The following is a 25,423-nucleotide window of genomic DNA, read 5'->3' as shown; positions in this document are numbered from 1 at the left end:
CTTTCGGAATCAGCACTTTTCTGAAGGAGCCGTCATGACAGTTTCCCAGCCGGGCATCCTGGCCGCCGTACCCTCGCAGGCACGCCACCTGTTCTTCTCCCTCGAATCGGCAGATGCCCTGCCTGTCGCGCTCGACCGGCTCGGCAGCCTGGCCGACGGCGAGACGATCGTCGTCGGCCTCGGCGCATCGCTGCTGCAGGCACAGGGGCGCCAGCTGGCCGGCCTGCGCGTGTTCCCGGCGCTGAGCGGTGCCGGCGTGGACGTCCCCTCGACCCAGCATGCCCTGTGGTGCTGGCTGCGCGGCGAGGATCGCGGCGAGCTGCTGCAGCTCGGCCGCCAGCTCGTCGCCGCCCTGGCCCCGGCGCTGCGCCTGGTGCAGAGCAGCGACGCCTTCCGCTATCGGGAGGGCCGCGACCTGACCGGCTACGAGGACGGCACCGAAAACCCCGAAGGCGAACAAGCCGTTGCGGCCGCCATCGTCGGTGCGGGTCCCGAGGGCGAGCGGGGTGGCAGCTTCGCCGCCGTGCAGCACTGGGTGCACGACCTCGACCATTTCGGCAGCCTGTCGCCGGACCAGCAGGACCATATCGTCGGCCGGCGCCAGAGCGACAACGAGGAGCTGGAAGACGCGCCGGCCTCCGCCCACGTCAAGCGCACCGCCCAGGAAAGTTTCGCCCCGGAGGCCTTCGTCGTGCGCCGCTCGATGCCCTGGAACGACGACCGGCAGGCCGGCCTGCTGTTCCTCGCCTTCGGTCACAGCCTCGATGCCTTCGAAGCCCAGCTGCGCCGCATGGCCGGTCTGGAGGACGGCATCAGTGATGCGCTGTTCCGCTTCAGCAAGCCGGTCAGCGGCGGCTACTACTGGTGCCCGCCGCTGCGCGAGGGGCGGCTGGATCTGCGGGCGGTGCTGGGCTAGTCCCCCAGCGCCTCGTAGCAGGCGGGGGTGAAGCGCGGCGTGCAGAGGCAGTAGAAGGCCAATTCGCGGTCGCCGGTATTGGCGATCTGCTGCGTGGTGCCGGCCGGGATGACCACCAGATCGCCGGGACCCACCGCCTCGGGCGGTTGCCGGCCGAGGCTGACCTGGCCTTCGCCGTGGAGGATCAGGTAGCGCTCGTCGACCCCGTGCAGGCGGTGCAGCTGGGTGGTCTCGCCCGGCGCCACCGTCGCCAGGGCGATGGACAGCGCCGGGTCGCCGGCACTGTTGCACAGCTCGAGGATGCGGCAGCGTTCCGTGGTCCGGAAGGCCGTGGCGGGATCGGCCCGCAGGATGGCCGGCTTCATGGCCGTTCCTCCGGTTTTTCCGCAGCTGCCGACGGGCGTGGTGCGCCGCGTCGCAGCAGGCCGCCGAGGCCTGGCAGGCAGGCGGCAAAGCGGCGCAGGAAGTCCGGCTGCAGGCGGAACAGGCAGAGCGCCACCGTGGCGTTGGCCAGCGCGGCGACGCCGAACAGCACGGGGATCGACAGGCCCGCCGCCAGCAGGAGCGCCGCCGCGAGGGCGCCCGCGACCATGAACAGGGCGTTGAGGATGTTGTTGGCGGCGACCACCCGCGCGCGCTGCGCGGCGGCCGAGCGCAGCTGCATCAGGGTGTACAGCGGGACGATGAACAGGCCGCCGAACAGGCCGAGGGCGAACAGGTCGGCGAGCACGCGCAGGGTGCCCGGCGCCGCCAGCAGCGCGGCCAGGTCGAGCGTGACGCTCGGCGCCGTGGCAGGCGAGGCGAGGGCCAGGTCGAGGCCGGCCAGGCTGAGGCCGAGGGCGCCCAGCGGCACCAGGCCGATCTCCACATGCTGCTTCGAAAGGCGTGCGCAGAGCAGCGAGCCGCTGCCGATGCCGAGGGTGAAGACGGCGAGCAGCAGGGTCACGCCGCCCTCCGCGGCGCCGAGCACGTCCTTGGTGTAGGCCGGGAGCTGGGCGAGCAGCAGCGCGCCGTACAGCCAGAACCAGGAGATGCCGAGGATCGCCAGGAACACCAGGCGGTCGGCGCGGGCGAAGCCGATGCCGCGCCAGGTTTCGCCGAGCGGGTTGGGATTGAGGCGCAGGCCGGGTTCCGGCGGGAGCGCCACCGGGATGCGCAGGCTGCCGAGGTAGCCGACCACGGCGACGACCAGGCAGCCGGCGGTGATCCACAGGGTGCCGCCGGTGACGCCGGCGAGCAGGCCGCCGGACAGGGTGCCGACCAGGATGGCGACGAAGGTGCCGGCCTCGATCAGCGCATTGCCGCCGACCAGCTCGGCCTCGCCCAGGTGCTGGGGCAGGATGGCGTACTTCACCGGGCCGAACAGGGTCGATTGCAGGCCGAGGAGGAACAGGCTGGCCAGCAGGATCTCCAGGCTGTGCAGCCAGAAGCCGGTGCCGGCGAGCAGCACGATGAGGATCTCCAGCAGCTTGACCCAGCGCGCCAGCAGGGCCTTGTCGTACTTGTCGGCCAACTGCCCGGCGCTCGCCGAGAACAGGAAGAACGGCAGGATGAACAGGCCGGCCGCCAGGTTGGCCAAGAGGCCGGGGGACAGGCTGGTCCACTGCGTGGTCTGGAAGGTCAGCAGGACCACCAGGGCGTTCTTGAACAGGTTGTCGTTGAAGGCACCGAGGAACTGGGTGACGAACAGCGGGCCGAAGCGGCGGGTCCTGAGCAGGGAAAGGGAAGAACTCATGCGGGAATCTCCTCGGCCATGCGCTTGAGGCTCTGGTAGTCGGTCTTGCCGGTGCCGAGCAGGGGCAGTGCGTCGATCCGGCGAATCACGCGCGGCACTGCCAGCTCCGGCAGGCCGAGTGCCCGGGCGGTGGCGAGCAGGCGTTCGCGGCCGAGTTCCGGGGCGGTGGTGAAGAGTACCAGTGCTTCGCCGCGGGCGGCGTCGCTGCGTGTCGCCGCGGCGTGGATGAAGTCCGGGGCGGCGCTTGCGGCGAGGCCTTCCACCGCTTCCAGGGAGATCATCTCGCCGGCGATCTTGGCGAAGCGCTTGAGGCGGCCGCGGATGTACAGGAAGCCGTCGGCGTCGACGCTGGCGATGTCGCCGGTGGCATACCAGCCGGGGCGGATCGCCGGCGGCGGCTGGATGACCCCGGGCTGGTCGAACAGCAGGTAGCCCTTGAGCAGGTTCGGTCCCTTCAGGTGCAGGGCGCCGCCCTCGACGATGCCGGGCACCGGCTCCAGCTCGTAGTCGATACCGGGCAGCAGCTGGCCGACGCTGCCGTTGCGGCAGGCCATCGGCACGTTGACCGCCACCACCGGCGCGCACTCGGTGACCCCGTAGCCCTCGAGGATGCGGATGCCGAACTTGTCGAGCCAGTGCTCGCGCACGCTCTCGGCCAGCCGCTCGGCGCCGGCGATCACGTAGCGCAGGCGGCCGAAATCGTAGGGATGGGCGAACTTGGCGTAGTTGCCGAGGAAGGTCGAGGTGCCGAACAGCACGGTGCAGTTGCGGTCGTAGACCAGCTCGGGGATGACCCGGTAGTGCAGCGGGTTGGGGTAGAGGAACACCTGGCAGCCGGACACCAGCGGCAGCAGCGCGCCGCAGGTCAGGCCGAAGGCGTGGAACAGCGGCAGGGCCATCATGAACTTGTCCTGCGGGGTGAAGTCGGCCACCGCGCGGATCTGTGCGACGTTGGCCAGCAGCGAGGCATGCGAGTGGACCACGCCCTTGGGCTTGCCTTCCGAGCCCGAGGTGAACAGCACCACGGCGGCATCCTCGGGCTGCTGGGGCAGCGCGGCGTGGCGCGGAAAGGCCAGGTGCCAGAGCAGCCACAGGCGGTCGGCGAGACCGAAGTCGGCCTTCAGATCCTCCAGGTAGTGCACGCGGATCTCCGCCACGGCCGCGAGCAGCGGGCCGAGATGCGCCTTCTCGACGAAGGTGCGCGAGGCGACGATGGTCTTGATGTCGGCGGCCTGGCAGGCGGCGCGCAGCCCCTCGGGGCCGGCCGTGTAGTTGAGCAGGGCGGGGATGCGCCGGCCGAGCGACAGGCCGAGCAGCAGGCCGAGGGTCGGCGCGGCGTTGGGGGCGAGCACCCCGAGCGTCTCGCCCGGTGCGCTCAGGCGCGAGGTCAGGCGGGCCAGGGCCAGCGCCATCTTCAGCAGCGAGCCGTAGGTCTCCTCCTGCAGGCGGATGTCCTCCACCAGCCGGTACTGCGTGCCGAAGGTCGCCTTGGCGTCGAGGAAGGCCTCGTAGAGGGTGCGCGGCGGGCGGGTGGCGACCAGCATGTCGAGCAGAATGTGGCGCATCAGCTCGCCGGCGCGGCGGCGGCGCAGCCGGGCCGAGGGCAGCGCGGGCATGGGGATGCGCTGCGGCGGGCGGATCGCGATGCGCATCCTGGGAAACGCCTGGCGCGGGAACACGCCGGCCAGGCGGCCGAAGTAGCTGCGCGCGGCGCCGTCGATGCGCACCGGCACCACGGTGGCGCCGGTCTTGGCGGCGACCAGGGCAGCGCCGTCGTAGACCTTCATCAGCGAGCCGGTGCGGGTGATCCGCCCTTCCGGGAAGATTGCCACGGGCCGTCCGCTTTCCACCAGCCTGACGATCTGCTTGATCGCCAGCGGGCTGCTCGAGTCGACCGTGAGGTGCGGCACGAAGCGTAGCAGGAAGCGGAACAGCGGGCGGCTGGCGACCTGGGTGTGCACCACGAACACCGCATCCACCGGCAGGAACACGCCGAGCAGCAGGCCGTCGAGGAAGGATTCGTGGTTGGCGACGATCAGCGTGCGCGGATCGCCGAAGACGTTGCGGTCGCCCTGGACCTCGACCCGAAAGAGGATCTTGAGGAGCAGGCGCAGAAGGGGCTTGAGCATGATCGATCCCTGGCATGGAGGAGCCGCCAGCATGGCGACTCATGGATGAAAGCGAAACCTTGTTGGAAAAAGTCGTGCAGAATTGCCAGACAAGTAGCGGAAAACGATACCTTTGTCCGATGAGCGAACTCGACCGCCTGGTAGGCACCCTCAAGCAGCGCCTGAAACTCCAGGGCATCACCTATCGCGAGCTGGGCACGCGCCTCGGGCTGTCCGAGGCGAGCGTCAAGCGCATGTTCGCAACCCGACGTTTCAGTCTCGACCGGCTGCTCGAGATCGGCCACCTGCTCGGCTTCAGCCTGGCCGAGCTGGCCCAGGAGGCGGCGCTGAGCGGCACCCGCCTGCACACCCTGAGCGAAGTCCAGGAGCGCGAGCTGGTCTCCGACGAGAAGCTGCTGCTGGTGGCGGTCTGCGTGCTGAACCACTGGACGTTCGACGAGATCCTCGCCGTCTATCGGCTCGGCGAGGCGGAGTGCATCCAGCGCCTGGCCCGGCTGGACCGCCTGCGCCTGCTCGACCTACTGCCGGGCAACCGCGTGCGCCTCAACGTCGCACGGGATTTCGACTGGCTGCCCGCAGGGCCGATCCGCAGCTTCTTCCGTCGCCAGGGATTGGGGGATTTCCTGCACAGCGACTTCGCCGCCGCGGACGAGGTCATGGCCTTTTCCCACGGCATGCTCACCGAGTCGGCGCTGGCCAAGCTGCAGGCGGAGATCCGCACGCTGCGCCGGCGTTTCGCCGAGTTGCACGAGGAAAGCCTGGTCGCGCCGCTGGCGAAGCGGCATGGCACGGGGATGTTGCTGGCATTGCGCGAGTGGGAGCTGGGTGCCTTCACCCGGCTGCGGCGCAAGGCCTGAGCGGGGGAGGGAAAGGCGGGGCCCGGAAAGAAAACTCCCCCTGCGGGGAGGGGGAGTGGCGAACAGGCCTAGTGGGGCATCCTTGCCGAAAGAAAAAGGGGAAAACCGTGCGGTCGATTAAACCGGACCGCGGTGCTCGCGCTGAACGGTGGAGACGAAGCTCAGGGCATCGGCGAAGGCGACGGTTTCGTACTTCGGCTTGTAGTCGGCCAGGCCCTGGGCCATGGTGATGACCTTGTCTTCGGCGCTCTGGCCCTTGAAGTCTTCCTTGTCCAGGCGCAGGTCGTCCATCATGGTGTTCCAGATGGCGCCTTCTTCGTGGGGCTGAAGGATCATCTTGACGCCGTCGAGCTCGGTGTAGACCGGCTTGCTCAGGTTGCCAACGTAGAAGATCACCTGTACGTCGGCAGCCAGGTCGCCCTTGTAGCGCTCGAACAAGGGCTGGATGTGGGCCAGTTGGTCCAGGCCACCGGAAACCATGCTCAGCTTGTCGTTCTTGAACAGCAGGCCGGCTTGCTTCAGCACGGCTTTCGGCGGCAGGCGGCGGCCGGCGTCGTCGGCGATGTCGCCTTCGATCACGACCAGATCGCCGCGGAAGGCTTCAACGCCGGCTTCGGTGGTTGCGCCCTTGACGCTGAGGTTGCACAGCAGGGATTGGTCTTCGTAGCTTTTCAACAGCATGGTTGGCTTCTCGTCTAGGTGAAGGAAGAGGAGTCAGGCCACTTCGGTGGCACTGGGGTTGGCGAGGGCGAGGAGACTGCTCCAGTCGGCCTCGATCAGTTGCAGGTTCTTGCGCTCGCAGACCTTGCGTTCTTTGTCGCTCGGCTGATCGATCAGGACCCAGCCGGCCGGTTCGGCGGCATCGTAGATCATATCGCTCATCACCATGCGCTCGGTGTCGCGGTTGAAGTGCTGGCCGAGGAACAGGTAGCGCTTGTTCTTGCGGTGCAGCTTGAGCCAGTCGGGAATCGCGAAGCCGCCCATCAGCTCGGTGATGTAGTCGACGAAGTCGGCATCGGAGGCCACGTAGCCGGGCTTGGGCAGCGGCGTGCCGTGCGGCTTGAAGATCACCGGCAGGGCGGTGTCGACCTGCTCCAGGGCGATCTTGCGGTACTTGCCGTCCGCGAAGTGGTACAGGTCGAAGCGGTAAGGGGTCGCGGCGAGGCGTGCGGCGCCGACCACCAAGGTGTGCTTGCGCTCGGCAGCGATATAGCAGTGCTGCAGCTGGGTGTCGCGGTTGCAGTCGATGATATAGGGCAGGTCGAGACTGGTCAGCCACTGGTGGACCGCCGAGGGGGTCCAGTTGTCGCCGCCGTAGACCTGGGTCAGGAAGCGCTCGATGAAGCTGCGGCCCTTCTTGTTCTCCAGGTGCATGGCGGCCCGGGAGAACTCATACATAAGACGGGGCGACATCGGCTGTCCGCCGGTCATGGCGAGGATCAGGCTGTCGCTGTCGGCGGGGATCGGCTTGCCCGTGTCGCGGTCGACGACTCCACGCAGGACGCCCTGGCCCAGGTAGGGAACGATTTCGCCCGAGCCGAGCTGGGCGAGGATTTCCTTTAATAAGCTGTTGTTCACTGGACTCTCCTGCGGAAAGAAGGGCAAGAATCGACAACCACTTGCAATAACCGCGCCCAGTAGCGATATGCGAACAAGTAACTGAAATATAAGCAATTTATGGTGTTTGGCAAGGGGGCTTGTCGCGTCTGTGGGCCACGGCGGGGCGCGGCTTCGCGACAATTGTCGGTTTTGTCACATCCAGGGGCGGGGATGGCGAGGAAGTGGGAAGTGATGTAGGGACATTGTTCGGTTGTAGCAATTACAACAGACAGCGTAGGGGTTTGTAGGTGGATTGTTATGTATCAAACCGCCTTGTCGGACCTGTCGTCAGGTATCAAATCCATTTAAATCAATAAGTTAGGTGTTTGCCTCGAGTGCTGGCACAGACGCTGCATTAGGTTCAGTGCGCGGACTTGTTCAGGCTGACAAGCCGAACTTTCAAGTGGAAATGCAACCTGAGGAACTTAACTATGGCTATGCGTCAATGCGCCATCTACGGCAAGGGCGGTATCGGTAAATCCACCACCACTCAGAACCTCGTGGCGGCCCTGGCCGAGATGGGCAAGAAGGTCATGATCGTTGGTTGTGACCCGAAAGCTGACTCCACTCGCCTGATCCTGCACTCCAAGGCCCAGAACACCATCATGGAAATGGCTGCCGAAGCCGGCACCGTGGAAGATCTGGAGCTGGAAGACGTGCTGAAGGTCGGCTACGGCGGCGTCAAGTGCGTTGAGTCCGGTGGTCCGGAGCCGGGCGTTGGCTGCGCTGGCCGTGGTGTTATCACCGCGATCAACTTCCTGGAAGAGGAAGGCGCCTACGAAGACGATCTGGACTTCGTATTCTACGACGTACTGGGCGACGTGGTGTGCGGTGGCTTCGCCATGCCGATCCGCGAAAACAAGGCTCAGGAAATCTACATCGTTTGCTCCGGCGAGATGATGGCCATGTACGCCGCCAACAACATCTCCAAGGGCATCGTGAAGTACGCCAACTCCGGTAGCGTGCGTCTGGGCGGCCTGATCTGCAACAGCCGTAACACCGACCGCGAAGACGAGCTGATCATCGCCCTGGCTGCCAAGCTGGGCACCCAGATGATCCACTTCGTACCGCGTGACAACGTTGTACAGCGCGCCGAAATCCGTCGTATGACCGTGATCGAATACGATCCGACCGCCAAGCAAGCCGACGAGTACCGTACCCTGGCTCGCAAGGTTGTCGACAACAAGATGCTGATCATCCCGAACCCGATCACCATGGACGAGCTCGAAGCTCTGCTGATGGAGTTCGGCGTTATGGAAGAAGAAGACGAGTCCATCGTCGGCAAGGCCGCTGCCGAAGAGTGATAGCTCCGCTTCAGTAGGACGGGGCAGGGCAGATGGGCCCTGCCGGAGTGCCGCACTGCGCAGTGCGCAGTGCGGCCCATCCGTTACCCGCACACGAACGCAAAGCAAGAGGAGTCATACCCAATGTCCGGTATGTCGCGCGAAGAGGTCGAATCCCTCATCCAGGAAGTCCTGGAAGTTTACCCCGAGAAAGCCCGTAAAGACCGCGCCAAGCACCTGGCCGTCAACGACCCGGCGGTGACCCAGTCGAAGAAGTGCATCACTTCCAACAAGAAGTCCCAGCCCGGTCTGATGACCATCCGCGGCTGTGCTTACGCCGGCTCCAAGGGCGTGGTCTGGGGTCCGATCAAGGACATGATCCACATCTCCCACGGCCCGGTAGGCTGCGGCCAGTATTCGCGTGCCGGCCGTCGTAACTACTACATCGGCACCACCGGTGTGAACGCTTTCGTCACCATGAACTTCACCTCGGACTTCCAGGAGAAGGACATCGTGTTCGGCGGCGACAAGAAGCTCGCCAAGCTGATCGACGAAGTGGAAACCCTGTTCCCGCTGAACAAGGGCATCTCCATCCAGTCCGAGTGCCCGATCGGCCTGATCGGCGACGACATCGAATCCGTGTCTAAGGTGAAGGGTGCCGAGCACAACACCACCGTGGTTCCGGTGCGTTGCGAAGGCTTCCGTGGCGTTTCCCAGTCCCTGGGTCACCACATCGCCAACGACGCAGTCCGTGACTGGGTCCTGGGCAACCGTGACGACGACAACAGCTTCGAAACCACCCCGTACGACGTAGCCATCATCGGTGACTACAACATCGGTGGCGACGCCTGGTCCTCGCGCATCCTGCTGGAAGAAATGGGCCTGCGTTGCGTCGCCCAGTGGTCCGGCGACGGCTCCATCGCCGAAATCGAGCTGACCCCGAAGGTCAAGCTGAACCTGGTTCACTGCTACCGCTCGATGAACTACATCTCCCGTCACATGGAAGAGAAGTACGGTATCCCATGGATGGAGTACAACTTCTTCGGCCCGACCAAGACCATCGAGTCGCTGCGTGCCATCGCCGCCAAGTTCGACGAGAGCATCCAGAAGAAGTGCGAAGAAGTCATCGCCAAGTACAAGCCTGAGTGGGAAGCGGTGGTCGCCAAGTACCGTCCGCGCCTGGAAGGCAAGCGCGTCATGCTCTACATCGGTGGTCTGCGTCCGCGTCACGTGATCGGCGCCTACGAAGATCTGGGCATGGAAGTCGTGGGTACCGGTTACGAGTTCGCCCACAACGACGACTACGACCGTACCATGAAGGAAATGGGTGACTCCACCCTGCTGTACGATGACGTGACCGGCTACGAATTCGAAGAGTTCGTCAAGAAGGTCAAGCCCGACCTGATTGGCTCCGGCATCAAGGAAAAGTTCATCTTCCAGAAGATGGGCATCCCCTTCCGTCAGATGCACTCCTGGGATTATTCCGGCCCGTACCACGGCTTCGACGGCTTCGCCATCTTCGCCCGTGACATGGACATGACCCTGAACAATCCGTGCTGGAAGAAGCTGCAGGCTCCCTGGGAAGCTTCCGAAGCTGCCGAGAAAGTCGCCGCCAGCGCCTGATAGTCCGCAATCGTACGCAACGTCCGCTGTGGGCGGGCCTCCCGCCCGCAGCCGACATCCGCTATCGCCGTCCACAGATGAGTGGGGCGTAGGAGAGAGTCATGAGCCAGCAAGTCGATAACATCAAAGCCAGCTACCCGCTGTTCCTCGACGAAGATTACAAGGACATGCTTGCCAAGAAGCGCGACGGCTTCGAGGAAAAGCATCCGCAAGAGAAGATCGACGAAGTGTTCCAGTGGACCACCACTGAAGAATACAAGGAACTGAACTTCCAGCGTGAAGCCCTGACCATCAACCCGGCCAAGGCTTGCCAGCCGCTGGGCGCTGTCCTGTGCGCACTGGGCTTCGAGAAGACCATGCCCTACGTGCACGGTTCCCAGGGTTGCGTGGCCTATTTCCGCTCCTACTTCAACCGTCACTTCCGCGAGCCGGTTTCCTGCGTTTCCGACTCCATGACCGAAGACGCGGCGGTGTTCGGCGGCCAGCAGAACATGAAGGACGGTCTGCAGAACTGTAAGGCTACCTACAAGCCCGACATGATCGCAGTGTCCACCACCTGCATGGCCGAGGTCATCGGTGACGACCTCAACGCCTTCATCAACAACTCGAAGAAGGAAGGTTTCATTCCTGACGAGTACCCGGTGCCGTTCGCCCACACCCCGAGCTTCGTGGGCAGCCACGTGACCGGCTGGGACAACATGTTCGAAGGCATCGCTCGCTACTTCACCGTGAAGTCCATGGACGACAAGGTGGTTGGCAGCAACGGCAAGCTCAACATCGTCCCCGGCTTCGAAACCTACCTGGGCAACTTCCGCGTGATCAAGCGCATGCTCTCGGAAATGGGCGTGGGCTACAGCCTGCTCTCCGATCCGGAAGAAGTGCTGGATACCCCGGCTGACGGTCAGTTCCGCATGTACGCGGGCGGCACCACCCAGGAAGAGATGAAGGACGCGCCGAACGCTCTCAGCACCGTCCTGCTGCAACCCTGGCAGTTGGAGAAGACCAAGAAACTGGTCGAAGGCACCTGGAAGCACGAAGTTCCGAAGCTGAACATCCCGATGGGCCTGGACTGGACCGACGAATTCCTGATGAAAGTCAGCGAAATCAGCGGCCAGCCGATTCCGGCAAGCCTGACCAAGGAGCGTGGCCGTCTGGTCGACATGATGACCGACTCCCACACCTGGCTGCACGGCAAGCGTTTCGCCCTGTGGGGTGACCCGGACTTCGTGATGGGCATGGTCAAGTTCCTGCTGGAACTGGGCTGCGAGCCGGTGCACATCCTGTGCAACAACGGCAACAAGCGCTGGAAGAAGGCGGTCGACGCCATCCTCGAAGCTTCGCCCTACGGCAAGAATGCCACCGTCTACGTCGGCAAGGACCTGTGGCACCTGCGTTCGCTGGTCTTCACCGACAAGCCTGACTTCATGATCGGCAACAGCTACGGCAAGTTCATCCAGCGCGACACCCTGCACAAGGGCAAAGAGTTCGAAGTTCCGCTGATCCGTATCGGCTTCCCGATCTTCGACCGTCACCACCTGCACCGTCAGACCACCATGGGCTACGAAGGCGCCATGCAGATCCTGACCACCCTGGTGAACTCGATCCTGGAGCGTCTGGACGAGGAAACCCGCGGTATGCAGGCTACCGACTACAACCACGACCTGGTTCGCTAAGTCGTAGTTCAGTGGTCCTGGCTGGAGCGGCATACGCCGCTCCGGTACTTCCTTGGCGGCGGCTGCAGGTGGTGGGTCTTCAGTATCCTCGGCCTGCGGCAACCGCCAAATCTGTCTAAGGAGCAAGCCCATGCCCAGTGTCATGATCCGCCGCAACGACGCAGGTCAGCTGACCTTCTACATCGCCAAGAAAGACCAGGAAGAAATCGTGGTGTCCCTGGAGCATGACAGCCCCGAGCTGTGGGGCGGCGAAGTCACCCTCGGCGATGGTTCGAGCTACTTCATCGAGCCGATCCCGCAACCCAAGCTGCCGATCACCGTGCGCGCCAAGCGAGCCGGCGAGGCCTGATTCCATGAGTGCGCAACCGCCGTACGGCCAGGCCCCCCTGCCGGCCCATCTGGCCCTGCGCATTGCCCTGGCGGCACGCTCGCTCAAGGGGGTGGACACCGCCCACCTGCTGCGCGCCCTGATTGCCGCCGTTGGCGAACCCATCACGGAAGCGCGTCTGCGCAAACTGCGTGCTTCCCGCCTGCGTGCCCGTCTGCTCGAGGCGTGCGGAGACAGTGCGCCGCTGACGCTGACCGATCGTCAGCTGCACAGCGCGCTCGGCCTGCTCAAGGGCCGCGGCGTACGCATGCCGGAAGATCCCCTGCCGATCCCCGAGCCCTATCGCGACGGCGAATTCCCCTACTCGGTGCGTATCGCCTGCGCGTCCGACAGCGGCGAGCGCCTGGACGGCATCTTCAGCAACTGCGCGCGCTTTCTCATCTACCAGATTTCGCCCCGCGAGACTCGCCTGGTCGATCTGCGCGAGCCCGGTCCCGGCCGCGACGATGAAGACCGTCATGCGCGCCGGGCAGAATTGCTCGCCGACTGCCAGCTGCTCTACACCCTGAGCATCGGCGGTCCGGCGGCGGCCAAGGTGGTCCGCGCCGGGGTCCATCCGGTGCGTCTGGCGCGTGCCCAGCCGGCCCGCGAGATCGTCGAGGAACTGCAGCGGGTGCTGGCCACCGCGCCGCCTCCCTGGCTGGCCAAGGCGATGGGCGCCGAGCCCGACCAGCGCGTACGTTTCACCCAGTAACTGCTCCGGATGAGGACACAGCCATGATCAGCCAAACACTTCTCGACGATGTCATCCGCCAGGCCGAACAGGGGGCTCTGGACGAAAGCCTGCTCGCCAGCCTGCGCAGCGCCCATCCCGGTGTGCACTTCACCTGCTGCATGGACGACGACATCGTGGTCAACGCCAAGCCGGTCGCCGAGCGTCCGGGTTTCAACGTCTATCTGGTCAACTCCAGCGATCACTGCTCGGTGCTGAGCAACGACCTGGGCTCCGCCTCCGGCATTGTCCTGGCGGAAATCATCGAGGATTGAGGTGAGGCATGGCCGACGATCAAGGCGACATCACGCCCCTAGGCGACTGCCGGGCCTGCAGTTTCCGCATGAATCTGCTGCTGGGCGGCCGCTGCACGCCGGGCGATGCCTGCGTGGCGGTGGACAGCGGGCGGCAGATCGACCGCTTCTTCCGCAACAATCCGCAGCTGGCCGTGCAGTACCTGGCCGACTCCTTCTGGGAGCGTCGCGCCATCGCCGTACGCTATTCGCCGGTGGAGGCGCTGACCCCGCTGATTCGTGACAGCGACGAGGTGGTCCGCCGCGCCGTCGCCTACCGCCTGCCCCGCGAGCAGCTCGGCGCGCTGATGCACGACGAGGACCGCGAGGTGCGCATCACCGTGGCCGACCGCCTGCCGCTGGAGCAGTTGGAGCAGATGGCTGCCGACAAGGATTATCTGGTGCGCGCCTACGTGGTCCAGCGCATTCCCCAGGGCCGCCTGTTCCGCTTCATGCGCGATGAGGACCGCCAGGTGCGCAAGCTGGTGGCCAGGCGTCTGCCCGAGGAAAGCCTGGGGCTGATGACCCAGGATCCGGAGCCCGAGGTCCGGCGCATCGTCGCCTCGCGCCTGCGTGGCGATGATCTGCTCGAACTGCTCCACGACCCTGACTGGACGGTGCGTCTGGCGGCGGTGGAGCACGCGCCGCTGGCCGCGCTGCGCAAGCTCGACGAGCCCGATCCGGAAGTTCGCCTGGCGATCGCCGAGCGGCTCGGCAGCGCCTGATCCCCGCTGTCGCCCCGTACCTTGCGGACGGGGCGGCCTCGCCGGTCGTTCCTGCGCCGGCCTTCGTAGCCTTGTCGTCTTTCGCCCGCCGTTGGCGGGAATGCCCGTTGCCGGTTGCCAGCTTGTTGCAAACCTGACAGGAAGGCGCGTTTGTGACAAAGGTTTCCCGCGGCAAATCCTTTAAAATCAAGTGCTTACCTTATGGTACGGGCATTGCAATGATCCATTGCAACCGCTGCATCAACGACCAGAGGGGTACGCGATGAAAGCCAAGGATATTGCCGAGCTGCTCGACGAGCCTGCCTGCGAACACAACAAGAAGGAAAAGTCCGGCTGTTCCAAGCCCAAGCCCGGCGCCACTGCCGGTGGCTGTGCCTTCGATGGTGCGCAGATCGCTCTGCTGCCGATCGTGGATGTCGCGCATATCGTGCACGGCCCGATCGCCTGTGCCGGCAGCTCCTGGGATAACCGTGGTACCCGCTCCAGCGGGCCGGACCTGTACCGCATCGGCATGACCACCGATCTCACCGAGAACGACGTGATCATGGGGCGTGCCGAGAAGCGCCTGTTCCATTCGATCCGCCAGGCCGTGGAGACCTACGCGCCGCCGGCGGTGTTCGTCTACAACACCTGCGTGCCGGCACTGATCGGTGACGACCTCGACGCGGTGTGCAAGGCGGCTGCCGAGCGTTTCGACACCCCGGTGGTTCCGGTGGACTGTGCCGGTTTCTACGGCACCAAGAACCTCGGCAACCGCATCGCCGGCGAGGCCATGCTCAAGCACGTGATCGGCACCCGCGAGCCCGATCCGCTGCCGGAGGGCAGCGAGCGCCCCGGCATCAAGGTGCACGACGTCAACCTGATCGGCGAATACAACATCGCCGGCGAGTTCTGGCACGTGTTGCCGCTGCTGGACGAGCTGGGCATCCGCGTGCTCTGCACCCTGGCCGGCGATGCCCGCTACCGCGAGGTGCAGACCATGCACCGCGCCGAAGTGAACATGATGGTCTGCTCCAAGGCCATGCTCAACGTCGCCCGCAAGCTGCAGGAGCGCTACGGCACTCCGTGGTTCGAGGGCAGCTTCTACGGCATCACCGACACCTCCCAGGCGCTGCGCGACTTCGCCCGGCTGATCAAGGATCCCGACCTGACCGCCCGTACCGAAGCGCTGATCGAGCGCGAAGAGACCAAGGTGCGTGCCGCGCTGGAGCCGTGGCGCGAGCGCCTGAGCGGCAAGCGCGTGCTGCTGTACACCGGCGGCGTGAAGTCCTGGTCGGTGATCTCCGCCCTGCAGGATCTGGGCATGAAGGTGGTGGCCACCGGCACCCGCAAGTCCACCGAGGAGGACAAGGCGCGCATCCGCGAGCTGATGGGCGATGACGTCCGCATGCTGGACGAGGGCAGCCCGAAGATCCTGCTGCAGACCGTCGAGGACTACAAGGCCGACATCCTGATTGCCGGCGGCCGCAACCTGTACACCTCGCTCAAGGGGCGCGTGCCCTTCCTCGACATCAACCAGGAGCGTGAATTCGGCTATGCCGGCTACGACGGCATGATCGAACTGGTGCGTCAGCTGTGCCTGACCATCGAGAGTCCGGTCTGGGAGGCTACCCGCAGCCCGGCACCGTGGGACAGCAACGGTTACCCGCAGCCGGCGAAGACTGGCGCCTGAGGAGAGAGACATGGCCGAGATCATCAATCGCAAGAAGGCGCTGGCTGTCAGTCCGCTGAAGGCCAGCCAGACCATGGGTGGCGTGCTCGCCATCCTCGGCATGGCACGCAGCATGCCTGTCATGCATGGTTCCCAGGGCTGCACCGCCTTTGCCAAGGTGTTCTTCGTCCGTCACTTCCGTGAGCCGATTCCGCTGCAGACCACGGCGATGGATCAGGTGACCTCGATCATGGGCGCCGACGACAACATCGTCGAAGCGCTGAAGGTCATCAGCGAAAAGAACCAGCCCGGCCTGATCGGCCTGGTCACCACCGGCCTGTCGGAAACCCAGGGCTGTGACCTGCACTCGGCGCTGCACGAGTTCCGCAGCAAATTCCCGCAGTTCGACAACGTGCCGGTGGTGACCGTCAACACCCCGGACTTCTCCGGCAGCTTCGAGAGCGGCTACGCCCTCACGGTGACGGCGATCATCGATACCCTGCTGCCGGAAGACCGCAGCAAGGTCGGCCAGCGTCAGCGCCAGGTCAACGTGCTGTGCTCCTCCAGCCTGACTCCCGGTGACCTGGAGTTCATCAGCGAAAGCATCGAGGGCTTCGGCCTGCGTCCGGTGTTGATCCCGGACCTGTCCGGCTCGCTGGACGGCCACCTGGAAGAGTCGCGCCTCAACTCGCTGACCACTGGCGGCCTGACCGTGGACGAGCTGAAGAGCTGCAACCAGAGTATCGCCACCCTGGTGGTGGGCGAGAGCCTGTTCCCGGCCGCCGACCTGCTGAAGGAGCGCACCGGGGTGCCGGATCATCGCTTCGGCCTGCTGATGGGGCTGGAAGCCGTGGACCAGTGGCTGGTCACGCTGTCGAACCTGAGCGGCAACCCGGTGCCGCCGCGTCTGCAGCGCCAGCGTCAGCAACTGCAGGACGCCATGCTGGATACCCATTTCATGCTGGGTGATAGCCGGGTGGCCATCGCCGCAGACCCCGACCTGCTGCTGGCCTACGACCGCCTGCTGCGCAGCGTCGGCTCGCGCACCGTGACTGCGGTGGTGCCGGCTCGTGCCCCGGCGCTGGAAGGCTCGCCGCTGGCCGCCATCCAGATTGGTGATCTGGAAGACCTGGAAAACAGCGCGCGCGCCGAGGGTGCCGAGCTGGTGCTGGGCAACAGCCATGCGCTGCAGCCGGCCAAGCGTCTGGGCGTGCCGCTGCTGCGTGTCGGCTTCCCGCAGTACGACCTGGTCGGCGGCTTCCAGCGTTGCTGGTGCGGCTATCGCGGCACCACCCAGGCCCTGTTCGACATGGCCAACCTGCTGGTCGAAAACCACCAGGGTATCCCGCCCCATCACTCGATCTATGCGCAGAAACCCGCAACCGAACAGCCGCAATGGAGGCACTGAGCAATGTCCAGCCCGACCCGACAATTGCAGGTACTGGATGGTGAGGACGACGGCACCCTGCTGAAGGTCGCCTTCGCCTCGTCCGATCGTGAACTGGTCGACCAGCATTTCGGCTCGTCGCGCTCCTTCGTCCTCTACGGGGTCAATCCCGAGCGTTCCCAGCTGCTCTCGGTCGTCGAGTTCGGCGAGCTGGAGCAGGACGGCAACGAGGACAAGCTGGTCAGCAAGATCGAGCTGCTCGACGGCTGCGTCGCGGTGTACTGCCGCGCCTGCGGCGCCTCGGCGGTGCGCCAGCTGATGGCCATCGGCGTGCAGCCGGTCAAGGTGGCCGAAGGCGCGCGCATCGCCGAGCTCATCGAAACCCTCCAGGCCGAGCTGCGCGAAGGCCCGTCGGCCTGGCTGGCCAAGGCCATCCAGCGCACCCGCGGTCCCGACATGAAGCGTTTCGACGCCATGGCCGCCGAAGGCTGGGACGAGTAGGTCCGATCATTTTTTCAGCGAGGAAGCGTACATGTACTACGAAGACCAACAAGAACCCGTGGTGCAGGAAGACGACAAGTCCCTGCAAGATCCTCTCATCCGCCAGATGGTGATCCAGCTGCGCTCCATGGACAGCTATGGCACCTACGACACCTGGAGCGATGCCCGCGTGCTCGATCCGCTGGTGCTGACCAAGGAGCGCCGCAAGGCCATCCCGGTGGTCGGCGATCCGGACGAGACCACCATTTCCCGGGTCAAGGCCTACTACAACGCCCTCGCCCAGCTGATCGAGCGCGAGACCGGCCTGCTCGCCGTGCCGGTGATCAACATCACCCACGAAGGTTTCGGTCGCGCCCTGATCCTGGTCGGCAAGCTGGTTGCCCTGGACAAGGTGCTGCGTGACGTTCACCGCTTCGGGTTCGACTCCCTCGAGGCGCTGATCACCGAGGCCAACAAGCAGCTGGGCAAGGCAACCACGCTGGTCAACGAGCACCGTACCGTCGCCGAGCTCTGATTCGAGAGAACCCCGATGACCGAAGAAGACATCAAGGCCTTGAAGAAAGAGGTCAGCCAGAAGAAGCGCATCGCGACCGAGTGGGCCTCGCAGATCCACGACCTGGTCGAGGATCGCCTGTTCAACGACTACGACTCGCTGCCGGAATTGGCCAGGCAGGCCCACCAGGCCTGTCTGGAGTGGGCCGAAGCCAAGGCGCGTCTCGACGCGACCGGCGCCGCCTAGCCGGGCGGCGGCTTGGCCGCAGCACGGCACGCCTTGCTGGCGTGCCTGGACCAGGGCTCACGAGGTCTGCGTCCTCTACACCAGGGCTTCACCGCCCGAATCCTTGCGCCCGCCCTGGCGGCGGGCAGCTGCCGCCCGTGCCCACGAAGCCGGGCGGTGCCCGGCCAAGCCCGGGCGGCAACGCACAACAGCATTGAGAGCGGGCCTTCGAACCGCCTTTATCGATTTCGACAACCGTTTGGCCTCCGCCACCGTGAAGGGGCGGGCAGGAGAAAGTAGATGGCTATGATTACCGGGCGTACCCGTGGCGGCGCCGAGTGGGTTCCGCAGTTTGTTACCGCACTGAATCCGCAGACCTGCATCGGCTGCGGTCGCTGCTACAAGGTCTGTCCGCGCGATGTGTTCGAGCTGGTCGACCGCGCCGATCTCATGGAAGCCGACGACGATCATGACGACGATGACGAAATGATGGTCATGGCCGTCAAGGATGGCCAGGACTGCATCGGCTGCACCTCGTGCGCCAAGGTCTGCCCCAAGCAGTGCCACACCCACGAAGCCGCAGCGGCTTGAGGAGACGAGAGCATGGCCAAGCCTGAGTTCCACATCTTCATCTGCGGTCAGAACCGTCCCGCCGGGCATCCGCGCGGCAGCTGCGGCGCCAAGGGCGCCGAGCCGGTCTACAACGCCTTCGCCCAGGTGCTGATCCAGAAGAACCTGACCAATCGCATCGCCCTGACCACCACCGGCTGCCTCGGCCCGTGCCAGGCCGGCGCCAACGTGCTGATCTACCCCGGTGCGGTCATGTACAGCTGGGTGGAGCCTGCCGACGCCGCGATCATCGTCGAGCAGCATCTGCTGGGTGGCGAGCCCTACGCGGACAAGCTCACCCCTGCCGAGATCTGGTAACCGACATGGCCGATGTGCTGCTGTTCGCCGGCGAGCGCGCGTTCTTTTCCGACAGCTCGCCCCAGCCGCTGCGCTACCTGCTCAACAACGCCCTCTGCGCCGGGACCCCCGATGCCGTCGAGGCCCTGTTGCTTGAGGCGCGCCGGCGCTGGCCGGAGGAGCCGGACGCGCACATCGGCCTGTACAAATTCTACTTCGTCAGCAGACGCTACGAAGAGGCCGAGGCGGCCGTCTGGGCGGCGCTGCGTGCCGCCGCCGGGGTGGCCGGCTTCGACCGCAACTACCGCCGCCTGCACCCGGGCAGTGCCGACTGGAGTCGGCGCCAGGGCGCCGAGCGGCTGTACCTGTTCAGCCTCAAGGCGCTGGGGGTGATCCGCCTGCGCCGCGCCAAGGTGGCGATGGCCCGGCAGGTGCTGGAAAAACTGTTGGAGCTCGACCCCGGCGACGAGATCGGCGGGGGCGCCTTCCTGCAGATCGCCCGTTCCTTCGAGGAGGATGCCGCGTGACCGATGCGATGCTTGAAAAGCGCCTGGAAGATGCCCGGCCGCTGTTTGCGGAAATCTGGCAGGCGCTGGCCGACAGCCTGCGCGCCGCCGGACTCGACCAGGGCCTGGCAGTGTCCGGCACGCCGCATACCCGCGTCGAACTGCGCGAGGACGCCTACGACCACAGCCAGTCCCTGTATGCCGAATGGCGCACGCCGGGCAACGGCTATCTGGGCAGCGTGCTGATCCATGGCGATGGCCAGGCCTTTGCCGAGTTCGACGTGCTGCTGCCGCACCCGTGCAAGCCCGCATGGGTGATCGAGGCGGCTACCGCGTGGGGCTATCGCGGGGCGCTGAAGAGCGAGCTCCGCCTGCTGCCGGCGCTCGACTCATGAACGGCCTGTACGACTGGCTGCTGGAGCATGCCACCGGCGTTGCCCGCGAAGAACCCGTCGAGCGGGTCTGCCTCGGTCTCAGCTGGACCTTGGCGGAAGTCGGTGACAGCCTCGGCTTCGCCTTCGGCCCGCGCCAGGTGCCACGCACCCTGAGCTGGGCCGGCACCCTGGGCGGCCAGGCCTGCGAGCGCCTGTACCCCTGGCTGCGGTCCTGGAACACTGCCGAGTCGGCCGTGGGGCTGGCGGTGCTCAATGCCGTGATCAACCGCGCCTCGCCCTGTCTGCGCCAGGCCCAGCCGCTGCGCGGCGAGGCGCCCGGCAACCTGAGCGTGTTCGAGCACTTCCGGCCGCGTCTGGACGGGCAGAAGGTCGCGGTGATCGGCCACTATCCGGGGCTCGCGCAGCTCTGGCAGGACCTGCCGTACCGCTGCTTCGAGCGCGAACCGCAGGACGGCGACCTGCCTGATACGGCTGTCGAGCAGCTGCTTCCGGAAGCCGACTGGGTGTTCATCACCGCCAGCAGCCTGGCCAACAAGACCCTGCCGCGCCTGCTGGAGCTGTCGTCGCACGCCCAGGTGGTGCTGATGGGGCCGAGTCTGCCGTGGATCTACGACTGGCGACGGTTCGGGGTGAACTACCTGGCGGGCGTACGGGTACAGGATGCCCGGGCCGCGTGTCAGGTGGTCGCCGAAGGAGGCGGTACCCGGCTGTTCGCCGGGCCGGTGGAATATGCCCTGTTGGGTCTGGACTCATGAACGAACAACAAACCCCTGAAGATTTGGCGTGGCGGATCCTGCTCTGCCACAAGCATCCGGTGAGCGCGCGGCTGCGCTTTCTGATTCCGACCGAGGGCGGCGTGGTGCTGCCGCAGGCCCTGCCCAGGCTGGCGGTGATCGCCGAGGCGCAGGAGGCGCCGGTGCAGTGCCATCCGGCCAGCGCGCTGCGCAGCCTGCAGGAGGCGATGGCGCTCGACTGGCAGCTGGAGCTGGTCGGCGAGTTCCAGCTGAACATGGAGGTGCCGGGGCAGATTCTGCCAGTCTATCTGGCGGCCCTGTCCGGGCACGAGCTCCCTCCGGCGCCGCCCGGCACCCGCTGGATCGAGCTGCCGCAGAGCATCGGCATGCCCTGGCTCGACCGCGAACTGCTGCGACGGATCTACGAGGTGCTGATTGGTTTCGGCTGATCGCCGGAATGGGTGCCGGGGCGTGATGCCCCGGCGGAAGGACTCAGGCAGGCAGCAGGGCCTTGGCCATCTTCGGCGACAGCTGGTCCTTGCTGAACTGCGGCTCGTTCGGCGGGTACAGCGCATCCTCGATGACGCTGAAGCCGGATTCCTTGATCAGGGCGAGGATGTCGCGGACTTTTTCGCAGGTTTTCAGTTTTTCGGCGAGGGCCGGGTCCGCTTTGGCCTTCTCGGCGAAGGCCTTGATTTCCTTGATGGACATGCAGGTTTCTCTTTTCGATGGTTGCAGAAATCCCGGGTCGTCGGATCCGGGGGTGTTGGCCTTATGCAACCACAGTGCCTGCAATAAATAATCCTTGTGAATCAATGATTTGCTATGGGGTGGTTGTCGTGTTGGCGACAATCGCCAAGGCGCCTTGGCGCAATTGCGACAGATTTTTGCTCACTCCATCAGCGCCACCGACTTGATCTGCGCATACACCCGCCGCTCCGGCGCCAGCTCCAGCCGGTCGGCCGACAGGCGGGTGATCCGCGCGAGGATGCAGGCGCTGCCCAGGTCCAGGCGCACCATGACCCGCGCCGAGTCGTGCTCGTGGAACAGGTCGATGATGCGTGTCTCAAGGGTGTTGAGAATGCTGCTGTTGTGCGGCGGCTCGAGGGAGAGGCTCACGTCCCGGGCGAAGATGCGCACCCGCGTCTCCGCGCCCGGCGGCAGACGGCTGAGAGCGACGCGGAGGGTGCCGCCGGGCACCCGGATGCTGCTCAGCTGGTAATGGGGGTCATGGCTTTCCACCTGGCCGATGAGCACCACTGCGGTTTCGTCGGGGTGGCCGAGCGGCAGGCGCGGATCGCTCAGCAGCCGCTCCGGCGGACCGCTGGCGAGCGTCTGTCCCTTGTCCAGCAGCACCAGGTGGTCGGCCAGGCGGGTGACTTCGTCCTGCCGGTCGGTGACGTAGAGCAGCGGGATCTGCAGCCGCTCGCGCAGCTGTTCGAGGAGCGGGAGGATTTCCGCCCGGCTGTGGCGATCCAGGCCGGCCAGCGGCGCGTCGAGCAGCAGCAGGTCGGGGCTGGTCAGCAGCGCGCGGGCGATGGCGACGCGCTGGCGCTGGCTGTTGGGAAGCTGCGCGGCATGCTGGCCGAGCAGCGTCTCCAGGCCGAACAGGGCGACCACCTCGTCGAGGCCGAGGCGGCGCCGGGCGCGGGGTACGCGCCGGTAGCCGAACTCGAGGTTGGCCCGCACGTCCAGGTGCGGGAGCAGCTCGCCGCTCTGGCTGACGTAGCCCAGCGGGCGCAGGTGGCTGGGGCGGAAATGGGCGCCTTCCTGCCAGAGCTGTCCGCCGACGCGCAGGAAGCCTTCGGCCCGTTCCAGTCCGGCGATGGCGCGCAGCAGGATGCTCTTGCCGCTGCCGGAGCGGCCGAGCAGCACGCTGATGCCGTCACTCGGCAGTTGCAGGCGGGCGTCGAGCTGGAAGGTGCCCTGCTGCAGGCGCAGCTGCGCGTCTAGGCCCTGTTCTGGCATCTGAAGTCTCCCGTGCCCAGGGGGCGGAAAAGGTAAGGGAAGCAGGCTGCTCGCAGAGGGGCGCGAAGGGGCCGGGCGGAGCGCCGCTGGCGCGTCCGGGCATACCGGGGAGGCGCCGGCCGCCCCTCGCAATCCTGCTGGCGCGGGTTTCCCGGAGGGCTTGTCGGCTAGGGCACAAGGCCGGTTTATATGTGTAGTTTTGTGTATAACCAGACACGCCGGGAGACAGCGCAACCCGCTGAATTTCCGTAATTTAACGTATTGGCAAAGTCCTTGCACTCAGGTTTGTCAGTTGTTATCGATATATAAAAATATATAACGCATGCGGTCCGTGTCCGGCCTGTCCGGTGTCGAGCCGTCATGCCATTGCCGCAGGAGGTCCAGGATCATGCTGGAAGCACGCTCCGCCATCGCACCGCCGATCGACAGCTTCGCCTTCGCCCGCGACGGCTTCGTCCTGCTGCGCGGCTGTCTCCCCGAAAGCCTGGTCGACCGTCACGCCGCCGCGGTGGCCGCCTACCGCCTGCGCTGCGAGCCGGCCCGCGGGCAGCGCCAGGTCCATCCGCAGGCGCAGCCCCAGCGCGGCGCCTTTCATCTGCAGGCAGCCGGCATTCTCGGTCTGGTGCTGCACGAGCGGCTGCTCGCGCCGCTGAACATGCTGGCCGGCGAGAGAAGCTACCTGCTCGGCATCGATGCCCTGGACGGTGGTACGCCGGGGCTGCTCGCCTGCAATGCCTGGGCGGGCAGTGCGCCTCATCTGAGTGTACTGATCGCCCTGCGGCCGATTCCCCTCGAGGCCGGGCTCAAGGTTCAGCCGGGCAGCCACCTGGACAGCCGCCGCTCGCTGCGCCGGCTGCTCGCCGGCAATCCGGCGCTGGCCAGCCAGTTGCAGCGGATGCACGAGGAGGGTGCGAGTCTGGAGTGCTGGCGCCAGCTCGAGGTGCGTTTGCAGCGGGCGCGCGCCCAGGAGCCGCCGGGCGGCCAGGCCATGCGCCTCCTGGCGCTGCGCAAGGGCGACGTGCTGATCCGCCAGCAGGGCCTGCTCGGTGCGGCCGAGCGGGTGGAGCGCAACGGTTGCCTGGTGGTCCGTTATGGGGCGGCGCAGCTGCATCGCAACCCCTATTTCAGCGAGGCGGCCCTGGCCGGCGACTGAGCGCTCCGGGGAGCGCCGCGGGCTGTCGGGCGGGCCGCGGCGGGACAGACCGACAAGCCTTGTCGGAAATCAGACATTCATTGCCACAGGTATTGTTCGCTACAGCCAAAGGCTATTGGGCATAAAGTTAAGCTATTGATTTATAAGTAAAAATTTTATAAGTGCGGCGTGGCATGCCGGTTGCAGCGATGAACTGCGACAGGTTGAGCATGCAACCGCCAAGTTTTGAGGAGACAAGCCGATGATTACCCTGACAGAGAGCGCCAAGAGCGCGGTTACCCGCTTCATCAGCAGCACTGGCAAGCCGGTCGCCGGTTTGCGTATCCGGGTCGAGGGTGGTGGCTGCTCCGGTCTGAAGTACAGCCTGAAGCTGGAGGAGGCCGGTGCCGAAGGCGATCAGCTGATCGACTGCGACGGCATCACCCTGCTGGTCGACGACGCCAGTGCCCCTCTGCTCAATGGCGTGACCATGGACTTTGTGGAAAGCATGGAAGGTAGCGGTTTCACCTTCGTCAATCCGAATGCCAGCAACAGCTGTGGTTGTGGCAAGTCTTTTGCTTGCTGATTAGGCAACCCTGAGGTCGCCGGCTGGGCCGGCCCCCAAAGACTCACCGGGAGATGAAGCCGACATGTGGGATTATTCGGAAAAAGTCAAAGAGCATTTTTACAACCCCAAGAATGCCGGAGCCGTGGAAGGCGCCAACGCCATCGGCGACGTCGGATCGCTGAGCTGCGGTGACGCGCTGCGTCTGACCCTGAAGGTGGATCCGGAAACCGACGTGATCCTGGATGCCGGCTTCCAGACCTTCGGCTGTGGCTCCGCCATCGCCTCCTCCTCGGCACTGACCGAGATGGTCAAGGGGCTGACCCTGGACGATGCGCTGAAGATCAGCAACCAGGACATCGCCGACTTCCTCGACGGCCTGCCGCCGGAGAAGATGCACTGCTCGGTGATGGGCCGCGAAGCCCTGCAGGCCGCCGTGGCCAACTACCGTGGCGAAGAGCTCGAGGACGACCACGAGGAAGGCGCCCTGATCTGCAAGTGCTTCGCCATCGACGAGGTGATGGTCCGCGACACCATTCGCGCCAACAAGCTGTCCACCGTCGAGGACGTGACCAACTACACCAAGGCCGGCGGCGGCTGCTCGGCCTGTCATGAGGGCATCGAGCGCGTGCTGAGCGAGGAGCTGGCCGCCCGTGGCGAGGTCTTCGTCGCTGCGCCGACCAAGGCCAAGAAGAAGGTCAAGGTGCTCGCCCCCGAGCCGGCTCCCGCTCCGGTGGCCGAGGAGGCTCCGCCGGCACCGCCGAAGCTGAGCAACCTGCAGCGCATCCGCCGCATCGAAACCGTGCTGGCGGCGATTCGTCCGACCCTGCAGCGCGACAAGGGTGATGTCGAGCTGATCGATGTCGACGGCAAGAACATCTACGTCAAGCTCACCGGCGCCTGCACCGGCTGCCAGATGGCCTCCATGACCCTCGGCGGCATCCAGCAGCGCCTGATCGAGGAGCTCGGCGAATTCGTCAAGGTGATCCCGGTCAGCGCCGCGGCCCACGCGCAGATGGAGGTCTGA

Annotated in this window: 30 protein-coding genes; 23 read left to right on the top strand and 7 right to left on the bottom strand. The window is 65.7% G+C overall.

The genetic code is table 11. The annotated features are described in order from the left end of the window. The first annotated feature begins 34 nt into the window (after positions 1 to 34). Entirely contained in the window at positions 35 to 916 is an 882-nt protein-coding gene (locus EV691_RS15770; RefSeq protein WP_131298244.1) for a Dyp-type peroxidase, read from the top strand. Here the strand turns inward: EV691_RS15770 and EV691_RS15765 are convergent. The 3 genes from EV691_RS15765 to aas are packed head-to-tail and all read right to left on the bottom strand — an operon-like array spanning position 913 to position 4,780. Further along, a complete protein-coding gene (locus EV691_RS15765) occupies positions 913 to 1,281 on the bottom strand; it encodes a cupin domain-containing protein (RefSeq protein ID WP_131298246.1) in 369 nt (122 codons plus the stop codon). The two genes, EV691_RS15770 and EV691_RS15765, sit on opposite strands and share 4 nt — an antisense overlap. Continuing rightward, positions 1,278 to 2,651 carry an MFS transporter gene (locus EV691_RS15760; RefSeq protein ID WP_131298248.1) on the bottom strand — a complete coding sequence of 458 codons (1,374 nt, stop codon included), beginning with the start codon at positions 2,649 to 2,651 and terminating at the stop codon, positions 1,278 to 1,280. The genes EV691_RS15765 and EV691_RS15760 overlap by 4 nt, the downstream gene beginning before the upstream one ends. Further along, entirely contained in the window at positions 2,648 to 4,780 is a 2,133-nt protein-coding gene (gene aas, locus EV691_RS15755) for a bifunctional acyl-ACP--phospholipid O-acyltransferase/long-chain-fatty-acid--ACP ligase (RefSeq protein ID WP_131298249.1), read from the bottom strand. The genes EV691_RS15760 and aas overlap by 4 nt, the downstream gene beginning before the upstream one ends. A 119-nt stretch (positions 4,781 to 4,899) precedes the next feature. On the opposite strand from aas, the gene EV691_RS15750 reads away from it, so the two are divergent. Continuing rightward, a complete protein-coding gene (locus tag EV691_RS15750; RefSeq protein WP_131298251.1) occupies positions 4,900 to 5,637 on the top strand; it encodes a helix-turn-helix domain-containing protein in 738 nt (245 codons plus the stop codon). Between the two features lie 117 nt (positions 5,638 to 5,754). Here the strand turns inward: EV691_RS15750 and EV691_RS15745 are convergent, their stop codons facing one another. Continuing rightward, the gene (locus EV691_RS15745; protein ID WP_131298253.1) at positions 5,755 to 6,318 is read right to left on the bottom strand and encodes a hypothetical protein; all 564 of its coding nucleotides are present in this window, start codon (positions 6,316 to 6,318) and stop codon (positions 5,755 to 5,757) included. Between the two features lie 33 nt (positions 6,319 to 6,351). Then, positions 6,352 to 7,215, bottom strand: coding sequence for an SIR2 family protein (locus EV691_RS15740; RefSeq protein ID WP_131298255.1), 864 nt, complete (start codon positions 7,213 to 7,215; stop codon positions 6,352 to 6,354). Between the two features lie 452 nt (positions 7,216 to 7,667). Here EV691_RS15740 and nifH point away from each other — a divergent pair, with 452 nt between their 5' ends. The 18 genes from nifH (at position 7,668) to EV691_RS15650 (ending at position 21,180) form a co-directional block, all read left to right on the top strand. After that, positions 7,668 to 8,540: a nitrogenase iron protein gene (nifH, locus tag EV691_RS15735; RefSeq protein WP_131298257.1), complete on the top strand. Its 873-nt coding sequence runs from the start codon at positions 7,668 to 7,670 to the stop codon at positions 8,538 to 8,540. A gap of 123 nt (positions 8,541 to 8,663) precedes the next feature. Beyond that, positions 8,664 to 10,142 carry a nitrogenase molybdenum-iron protein alpha chain gene (gene nifD, locus EV691_RS15730; RefSeq protein ID WP_131298259.1) on the top strand — a complete coding sequence of 493 codons (1,479 nt, stop codon included), beginning with the start codon at positions 8,664 to 8,666 and terminating at the stop codon, positions 10,140 to 10,142. Positions 10,143 to 10,243: 101 nt separating this feature from the next. After that, positions 10,244 to 11,815 (top strand): nitrogenase molybdenum-iron protein subunit beta, encoded by a 1,572-nt coding sequence (nifK, locus tag EV691_RS15725; protein ID WP_131298261.1) that lies wholly within the window; start codon positions 10,244 to 10,246, stop codon positions 11,813 to 11,815. Between the two features lie 130 nt (positions 11,816 to 11,945). Continuing rightward, the gene (gene nifT, locus EV691_RS15720; protein WP_039800835.1) at positions 11,946 to 12,164 is read left to right on the top strand and encodes a putative nitrogen fixation protein NifT; all 219 of its coding nucleotides are present in this window, start codon (positions 11,946 to 11,948) and stop codon (positions 12,162 to 12,164) included. Positions 12,165 to 12,168: 4 nt separating this feature from the next. Beyond that, complete coding sequence (locus EV691_RS15715; RefSeq protein ID WP_039800837.1) at positions 12,169 to 12,897, top strand: dinitrogenase iron-molybdenum cofactor biosynthesis protein; 729 nt, start codon at positions 12,169 to 12,171, stop codon at positions 12,895 to 12,897. A 23-nt stretch (positions 12,898 to 12,920) separates the two neighbouring features. Next, positions 12,921 to 13,190, top strand: coding sequence for a DUF6129 family protein (locus EV691_RS15710; protein ID WP_039800840.1), 270 nt, complete (start codon positions 12,921 to 12,923; stop codon positions 13,188 to 13,190). A gap of 8 nt (positions 13,191 to 13,198) precedes the next feature. Continuing rightward, positions 13,199 to 13,933, top strand: a complete 735-nt coding sequence (locus EV691_RS15705; RefSeq protein WP_039800841.1) for a 4Fe4S-binding leucine-rich repeat protein — start codon at positions 13,199 to 13,201, stop codon at positions 13,931 to 13,933. 262 nt (positions 13,934 to 14,195) lie between these two features. Continuing rightward, complete coding sequence (nifE, locus tag EV691_RS15700; RefSeq protein ID WP_131298263.1) at positions 14,196 to 15,605, top strand: nitrogenase iron-molybdenum cofactor biosynthesis protein NifE; 1,410 nt, start codon at positions 14,196 to 14,198, stop codon at positions 15,603 to 15,605. A gap of 10 nt (positions 15,606 to 15,615) precedes the next feature. Next, positions 15,616 to 16,992 carry a nitrogenase iron-molybdenum cofactor biosynthesis protein NifN gene (nifN, locus tag EV691_RS15695; protein WP_131298265.1) on the top strand — a complete coding sequence of 459 codons (1,377 nt, stop codon included), beginning with the start codon at positions 15,616 to 15,618 and terminating at the stop codon, positions 16,990 to 16,992. A 3-nt stretch (positions 16,993 to 16,995) separates the two neighbouring features. Continuing rightward, a complete protein-coding gene (locus tag EV691_RS15690) occupies positions 16,996 to 17,472 on the top strand; it encodes a NifB/NifX family molybdenum-iron cluster-binding protein (protein ID WP_039800848.1) in 477 nt (158 codons plus the stop codon). 31 nt (positions 17,473 to 17,503) lie between these two features. Next, the gene (locus EV691_RS15685; protein WP_039800850.1) at positions 17,504 to 17,986 is read left to right on the top strand and encodes a NifX-associated nitrogen fixation protein; all 483 of its coding nucleotides are present in this window, start codon (positions 17,504 to 17,506) and stop codon (positions 17,984 to 17,986) included. 15 nt (positions 17,987 to 18,001) lie between these two features. Then, a complete protein-coding gene (locus EV691_RS15680) occupies positions 18,002 to 18,211 on the top strand; it encodes a CCE_0567 family metalloprotein (protein WP_089166742.1) in 210 nt (69 codons plus the stop codon). Positions 18,212 to 18,490: 279 nt separating this feature from the next. Further along, entirely contained in the window at positions 18,491 to 18,781 is a 291-nt protein-coding gene (gene fdxB / locus EV691_RS15675; protein WP_039800853.1) for a ferredoxin III, nif-specific, read from the top strand. A gap of 12 nt (positions 18,782 to 18,793) precedes the next feature. Beyond that, complete coding sequence (locus EV691_RS15670) at positions 18,794 to 19,117, top strand: 2Fe-2S ferredoxin (RefSeq protein WP_039800856.1); 324 nt, start codon at positions 18,794 to 18,796, stop codon at positions 19,115 to 19,117. 5 nt (positions 19,118 to 19,122) lie between these two features. Then, complete coding sequence (locus EV691_RS15665; RefSeq protein ID WP_131298267.1) at positions 19,123 to 19,623, top strand: hypothetical protein; 501 nt, start codon at positions 19,123 to 19,125, stop codon at positions 19,621 to 19,623. Then, on the top strand, positions 19,620 to 19,997 hold the full coding sequence (locus EV691_RS15660; protein WP_039800862.1) for a hypothetical protein: 378 nt from the start codon (positions 19,620 to 19,622) through the stop codon (positions 19,995 to 19,997). The genes EV691_RS15665 and EV691_RS15660 overlap by 4 nt, the downstream gene beginning before the upstream one ends. Continuing rightward, positions 19,994 to 20,752: a DUF364 domain-containing protein gene (locus EV691_RS15655; RefSeq protein WP_207390184.1), complete on the top strand. Its 759-nt coding sequence runs from the start codon at positions 19,994 to 19,996 to the stop codon at positions 20,750 to 20,752. Before EV691_RS15660 ends, EV691_RS15655 begins: the two co-directional genes overlap by 4 nt. Continuing rightward, on the top strand, positions 20,749 to 21,180 hold the full coding sequence (locus EV691_RS15650; RefSeq protein WP_232487159.1) for a hypothetical protein: 432 nt from the start codon (positions 20,749 to 20,751) through the stop codon (positions 21,178 to 21,180). The genes EV691_RS15655 and EV691_RS15650 overlap by 4 nt, the downstream gene beginning before the upstream one ends. 43 nt (positions 21,181 to 21,223) lie before the next feature. Here EV691_RS15650 and EV691_RS15645 read toward each other — a convergent pair whose 3' ends face one another. Together EV691_RS15645 and modC are read right to left on the bottom strand one after the other, a co-directional pair. Continuing rightward, the gene (locus EV691_RS15645) at positions 21,224 to 21,442 is read right to left on the bottom strand and encodes a Nif11-like leader peptide family natural product precursor (protein WP_039800865.1); all 219 of its coding nucleotides are present in this window, start codon (positions 21,440 to 21,442) and stop codon (positions 21,224 to 21,226) included. A 180-nt stretch (positions 21,443 to 21,622) separates the two neighbouring features. Beyond that, positions 21,623 to 22,699, bottom strand: a complete 1,077-nt coding sequence (modC, locus tag EV691_RS15640; protein ID WP_131298269.1) for a molybdenum ABC transporter ATP-binding protein — start codon at positions 22,697 to 22,699, stop codon at positions 21,623 to 21,625. A 388-nt stretch (positions 22,700 to 23,087) separates the two neighbouring features. Here modC and EV691_RS24165 point away from each other — a divergent pair, with 388 nt between their 5' ends. The 3 genes from EV691_RS24165 (at position 23,088) to nifU (ending at position 25,423) form a co-directional block, all read left to right on the top strand. Further along, positions 23,088 to 23,852, top strand: a complete 765-nt coding sequence (locus tag EV691_RS24165) for a hypothetical protein (RefSeq protein ID WP_131298271.1) — start codon at positions 23,088 to 23,090, stop codon at positions 23,850 to 23,852. A gap of 241 nt (positions 23,853 to 24,093) precedes the next feature. Beyond that, a complete protein-coding gene (locus tag EV691_RS15630; protein ID WP_039800873.1) occupies positions 24,094 to 24,417 on the top strand; it encodes a HesB/IscA family protein in 324 nt (107 codons plus the stop codon). 64 nt (positions 24,418 to 24,481) lie between these two features. Then, positions 24,482 to 25,423, top strand: a complete 942-nt coding sequence (nifU, locus tag EV691_RS15625; RefSeq protein ID WP_089166746.1) for a Fe-S cluster assembly protein NifU — start codon at positions 24,482 to 24,484, stop codon at positions 25,421 to 25,423.

Origin of the sequence: Azotobacter chroococcum (genome assembly GCF_004339665.1) — a bacterium.
Classification (GTDB): Bacteria; Pseudomonadota; Gammaproteobacteria; order Pseudomonadales; family Pseudomonadaceae; genus Azotobacter; species Azotobacter chroococcum.
Note: the sequence above shows the minus strand (reverse complement) of the source record. Positions and strands in the feature narration are given on the sequence as shown.

What these genes read in the sequence shown, in the direction of transcription:
- fdxB (WP_039800853.1), top strand. Translation starts at nt 18,491, where the DNA reads ATGGCTATGATTACCGGGCGTACCCGTGGCGGCGCCGAGTGGGTTCCG.
- aas (WP_131298249.1), bottom strand. Translation starts at nt 4,780, where the DNA reads ATGCTCAAGCCCCTTCTGCGCCTGCTCCTCAAGATCCTCTTTCGGGTC.
- modC (WP_131298269.1), bottom strand. Translation starts at nt 22,699, where the DNA reads ATGCCAGAACAGGGCCTAGACGCGCAGCTGCGCCTGCAGCAGGGCACC.
- EV691_RS15715 (WP_039800837.1), top strand. Translation starts at nt 12,169, where the DNA reads ATGAGTGCGCAACCGCCGTACGGCCAGGCCCCCCTGCCGGCCCATCTG.
- nifD (WP_131298259.1), top strand. Translation starts at nt 8,664, where the DNA reads ATGTCCGGTATGTCGCGCGAAGAGGTCGAATCCCTCATCCAGGAAGTC.
- EV691_RS15630 (WP_039800873.1), top strand. Translation starts at nt 24,094, where the DNA reads ATGATTACCCTGACAGAGAGCGCCAAGAGCGCGGTTACCCGCTTCATC.
- EV691_RS15680 (WP_089166742.1), top strand. Translation starts at nt 18,002, where the DNA reads ATGACCGAAGAAGACATCAAGGCCTTGAAGAAAGAGGTCAGCCAGAAG.
- EV691_RS15705 (WP_039800841.1), top strand. Translation starts at nt 13,199, where the DNA reads ATGGCCGACGATCAAGGCGACATCACGCCCCTAGGCGACTGCCGGGCC.
- nifK (WP_131298261.1), top strand. Translation starts at nt 10,244, where the DNA reads ATGAGCCAGCAAGTCGATAACATCAAAGCCAGCTACCCGCTGTTCCTC.
- EV691_RS15710 (WP_039800840.1), top strand. Translation starts at nt 12,921, where the DNA reads ATGATCAGCCAAACACTTCTCGACGATGTCATCCGCCAGGCCGAACAG.
- EV691_RS24165 (WP_131298271.1), top strand. Translation starts at nt 23,088, where the DNA reads ATGCTGGAAGCACGCTCCGCCATCGCACCGCCGATCGACAGCTTCGCC.
- EV691_RS15770 (WP_131298244.1), top strand. Translation starts at nt 35, where the DNA reads ATGACAGTTTCCCAGCCGGGCATCCTGGCCGCCGTACCCTCGCAGGCA.
- EV691_RS15645 (WP_039800865.1), bottom strand. Translation starts at nt 21,442, where the DNA reads ATGTCCATCAAGGAAATCAAGGCCTTCGCCGAGAAGGCCAAAGCGGAC.
- nifU (WP_089166746.1), top strand. Translation starts at nt 24,482, where the DNA reads ATGTGGGATTATTCGGAAAAAGTCAAAGAGCATTTTTACAACCCCAAG.
- EV691_RS15745 (WP_131298253.1), bottom strand. Translation starts at nt 6,318, where the DNA reads ATGCTGTTGAAAAGCTACGAAGACCAATCCCTGCTGTGCAACCTCAGC.
- EV691_RS15760 (WP_131298248.1), bottom strand. Translation starts at nt 2,651, where the DNA reads ATGAGTTCTTCCCTTTCCCTGCTCAGGACCCGCCGCTTCGGCCCGCTG.
- nifE (WP_131298263.1), top strand. Translation starts at nt 14,196, where the DNA reads ATGAAAGCCAAGGATATTGCCGAGCTGCTCGACGAGCCTGCCTGCGAA.
- nifH (WP_131298257.1), top strand. Translation starts at nt 7,668, where the DNA reads ATGGCTATGCGTCAATGCGCCATCTACGGCAAGGGCGGTATCGGTAAA.
- EV691_RS15655 (WP_207390184.1), top strand. Translation starts at nt 19,994, where the DNA reads ATGAACGGCCTGTACGACTGGCTGCTGGAGCATGCCACCGGCGTTGCC.
- EV691_RS15765 (WP_131298246.1), bottom strand. Translation starts at nt 1,281, where the DNA reads ATGAAGCCGGCCATCCTGCGGGCCGATCCCGCCACGGCCTTCCGGACC.
- nifN (WP_131298265.1), top strand. Translation starts at nt 15,616, where the DNA reads ATGGCCGAGATCATCAATCGCAAGAAGGCGCTGGCTGTCAGTCCGCTG.
- EV691_RS15670 (WP_039800856.1), top strand. Translation starts at nt 18,794, where the DNA reads ATGGCCAAGCCTGAGTTCCACATCTTCATCTGCGGTCAGAACCGTCCC.
- EV691_RS15750 (WP_131298251.1), top strand. Translation starts at nt 4,900, where the DNA reads ATGAGCGAACTCGACCGCCTGGTAGGCACCCTCAAGCAGCGCCTGAAA.
- EV691_RS15685 (WP_039800850.1), top strand. Translation starts at nt 17,504, where the DNA reads ATGTACTACGAAGACCAACAAGAACCCGTGGTGCAGGAAGACGACAAG.
- EV691_RS15665 (WP_131298267.1), top strand. Translation starts at nt 19,123, where the DNA reads ATGGCCGATGTGCTGCTGTTCGCCGGCGAGCGCGCGTTCTTTTCCGAC.
- EV691_RS15650 (WP_232487159.1), top strand. Translation starts at nt 20,749, where the DNA reads ATGAACGAACAACAAACCCCTGAAGATTTGGCGTGGCGGATCCTGCTC.
- nifT (WP_039800835.1), top strand. Translation starts at nt 11,946, where the DNA reads ATGCCCAGTGTCATGATCCGCCGCAACGACGCAGGTCAGCTGACCTTC.
- EV691_RS15690 (WP_039800848.1), top strand. Translation starts at nt 16,996, where the DNA reads ATGTCCAGCCCGACCCGACAATTGCAGGTACTGGATGGTGAGGACGAC.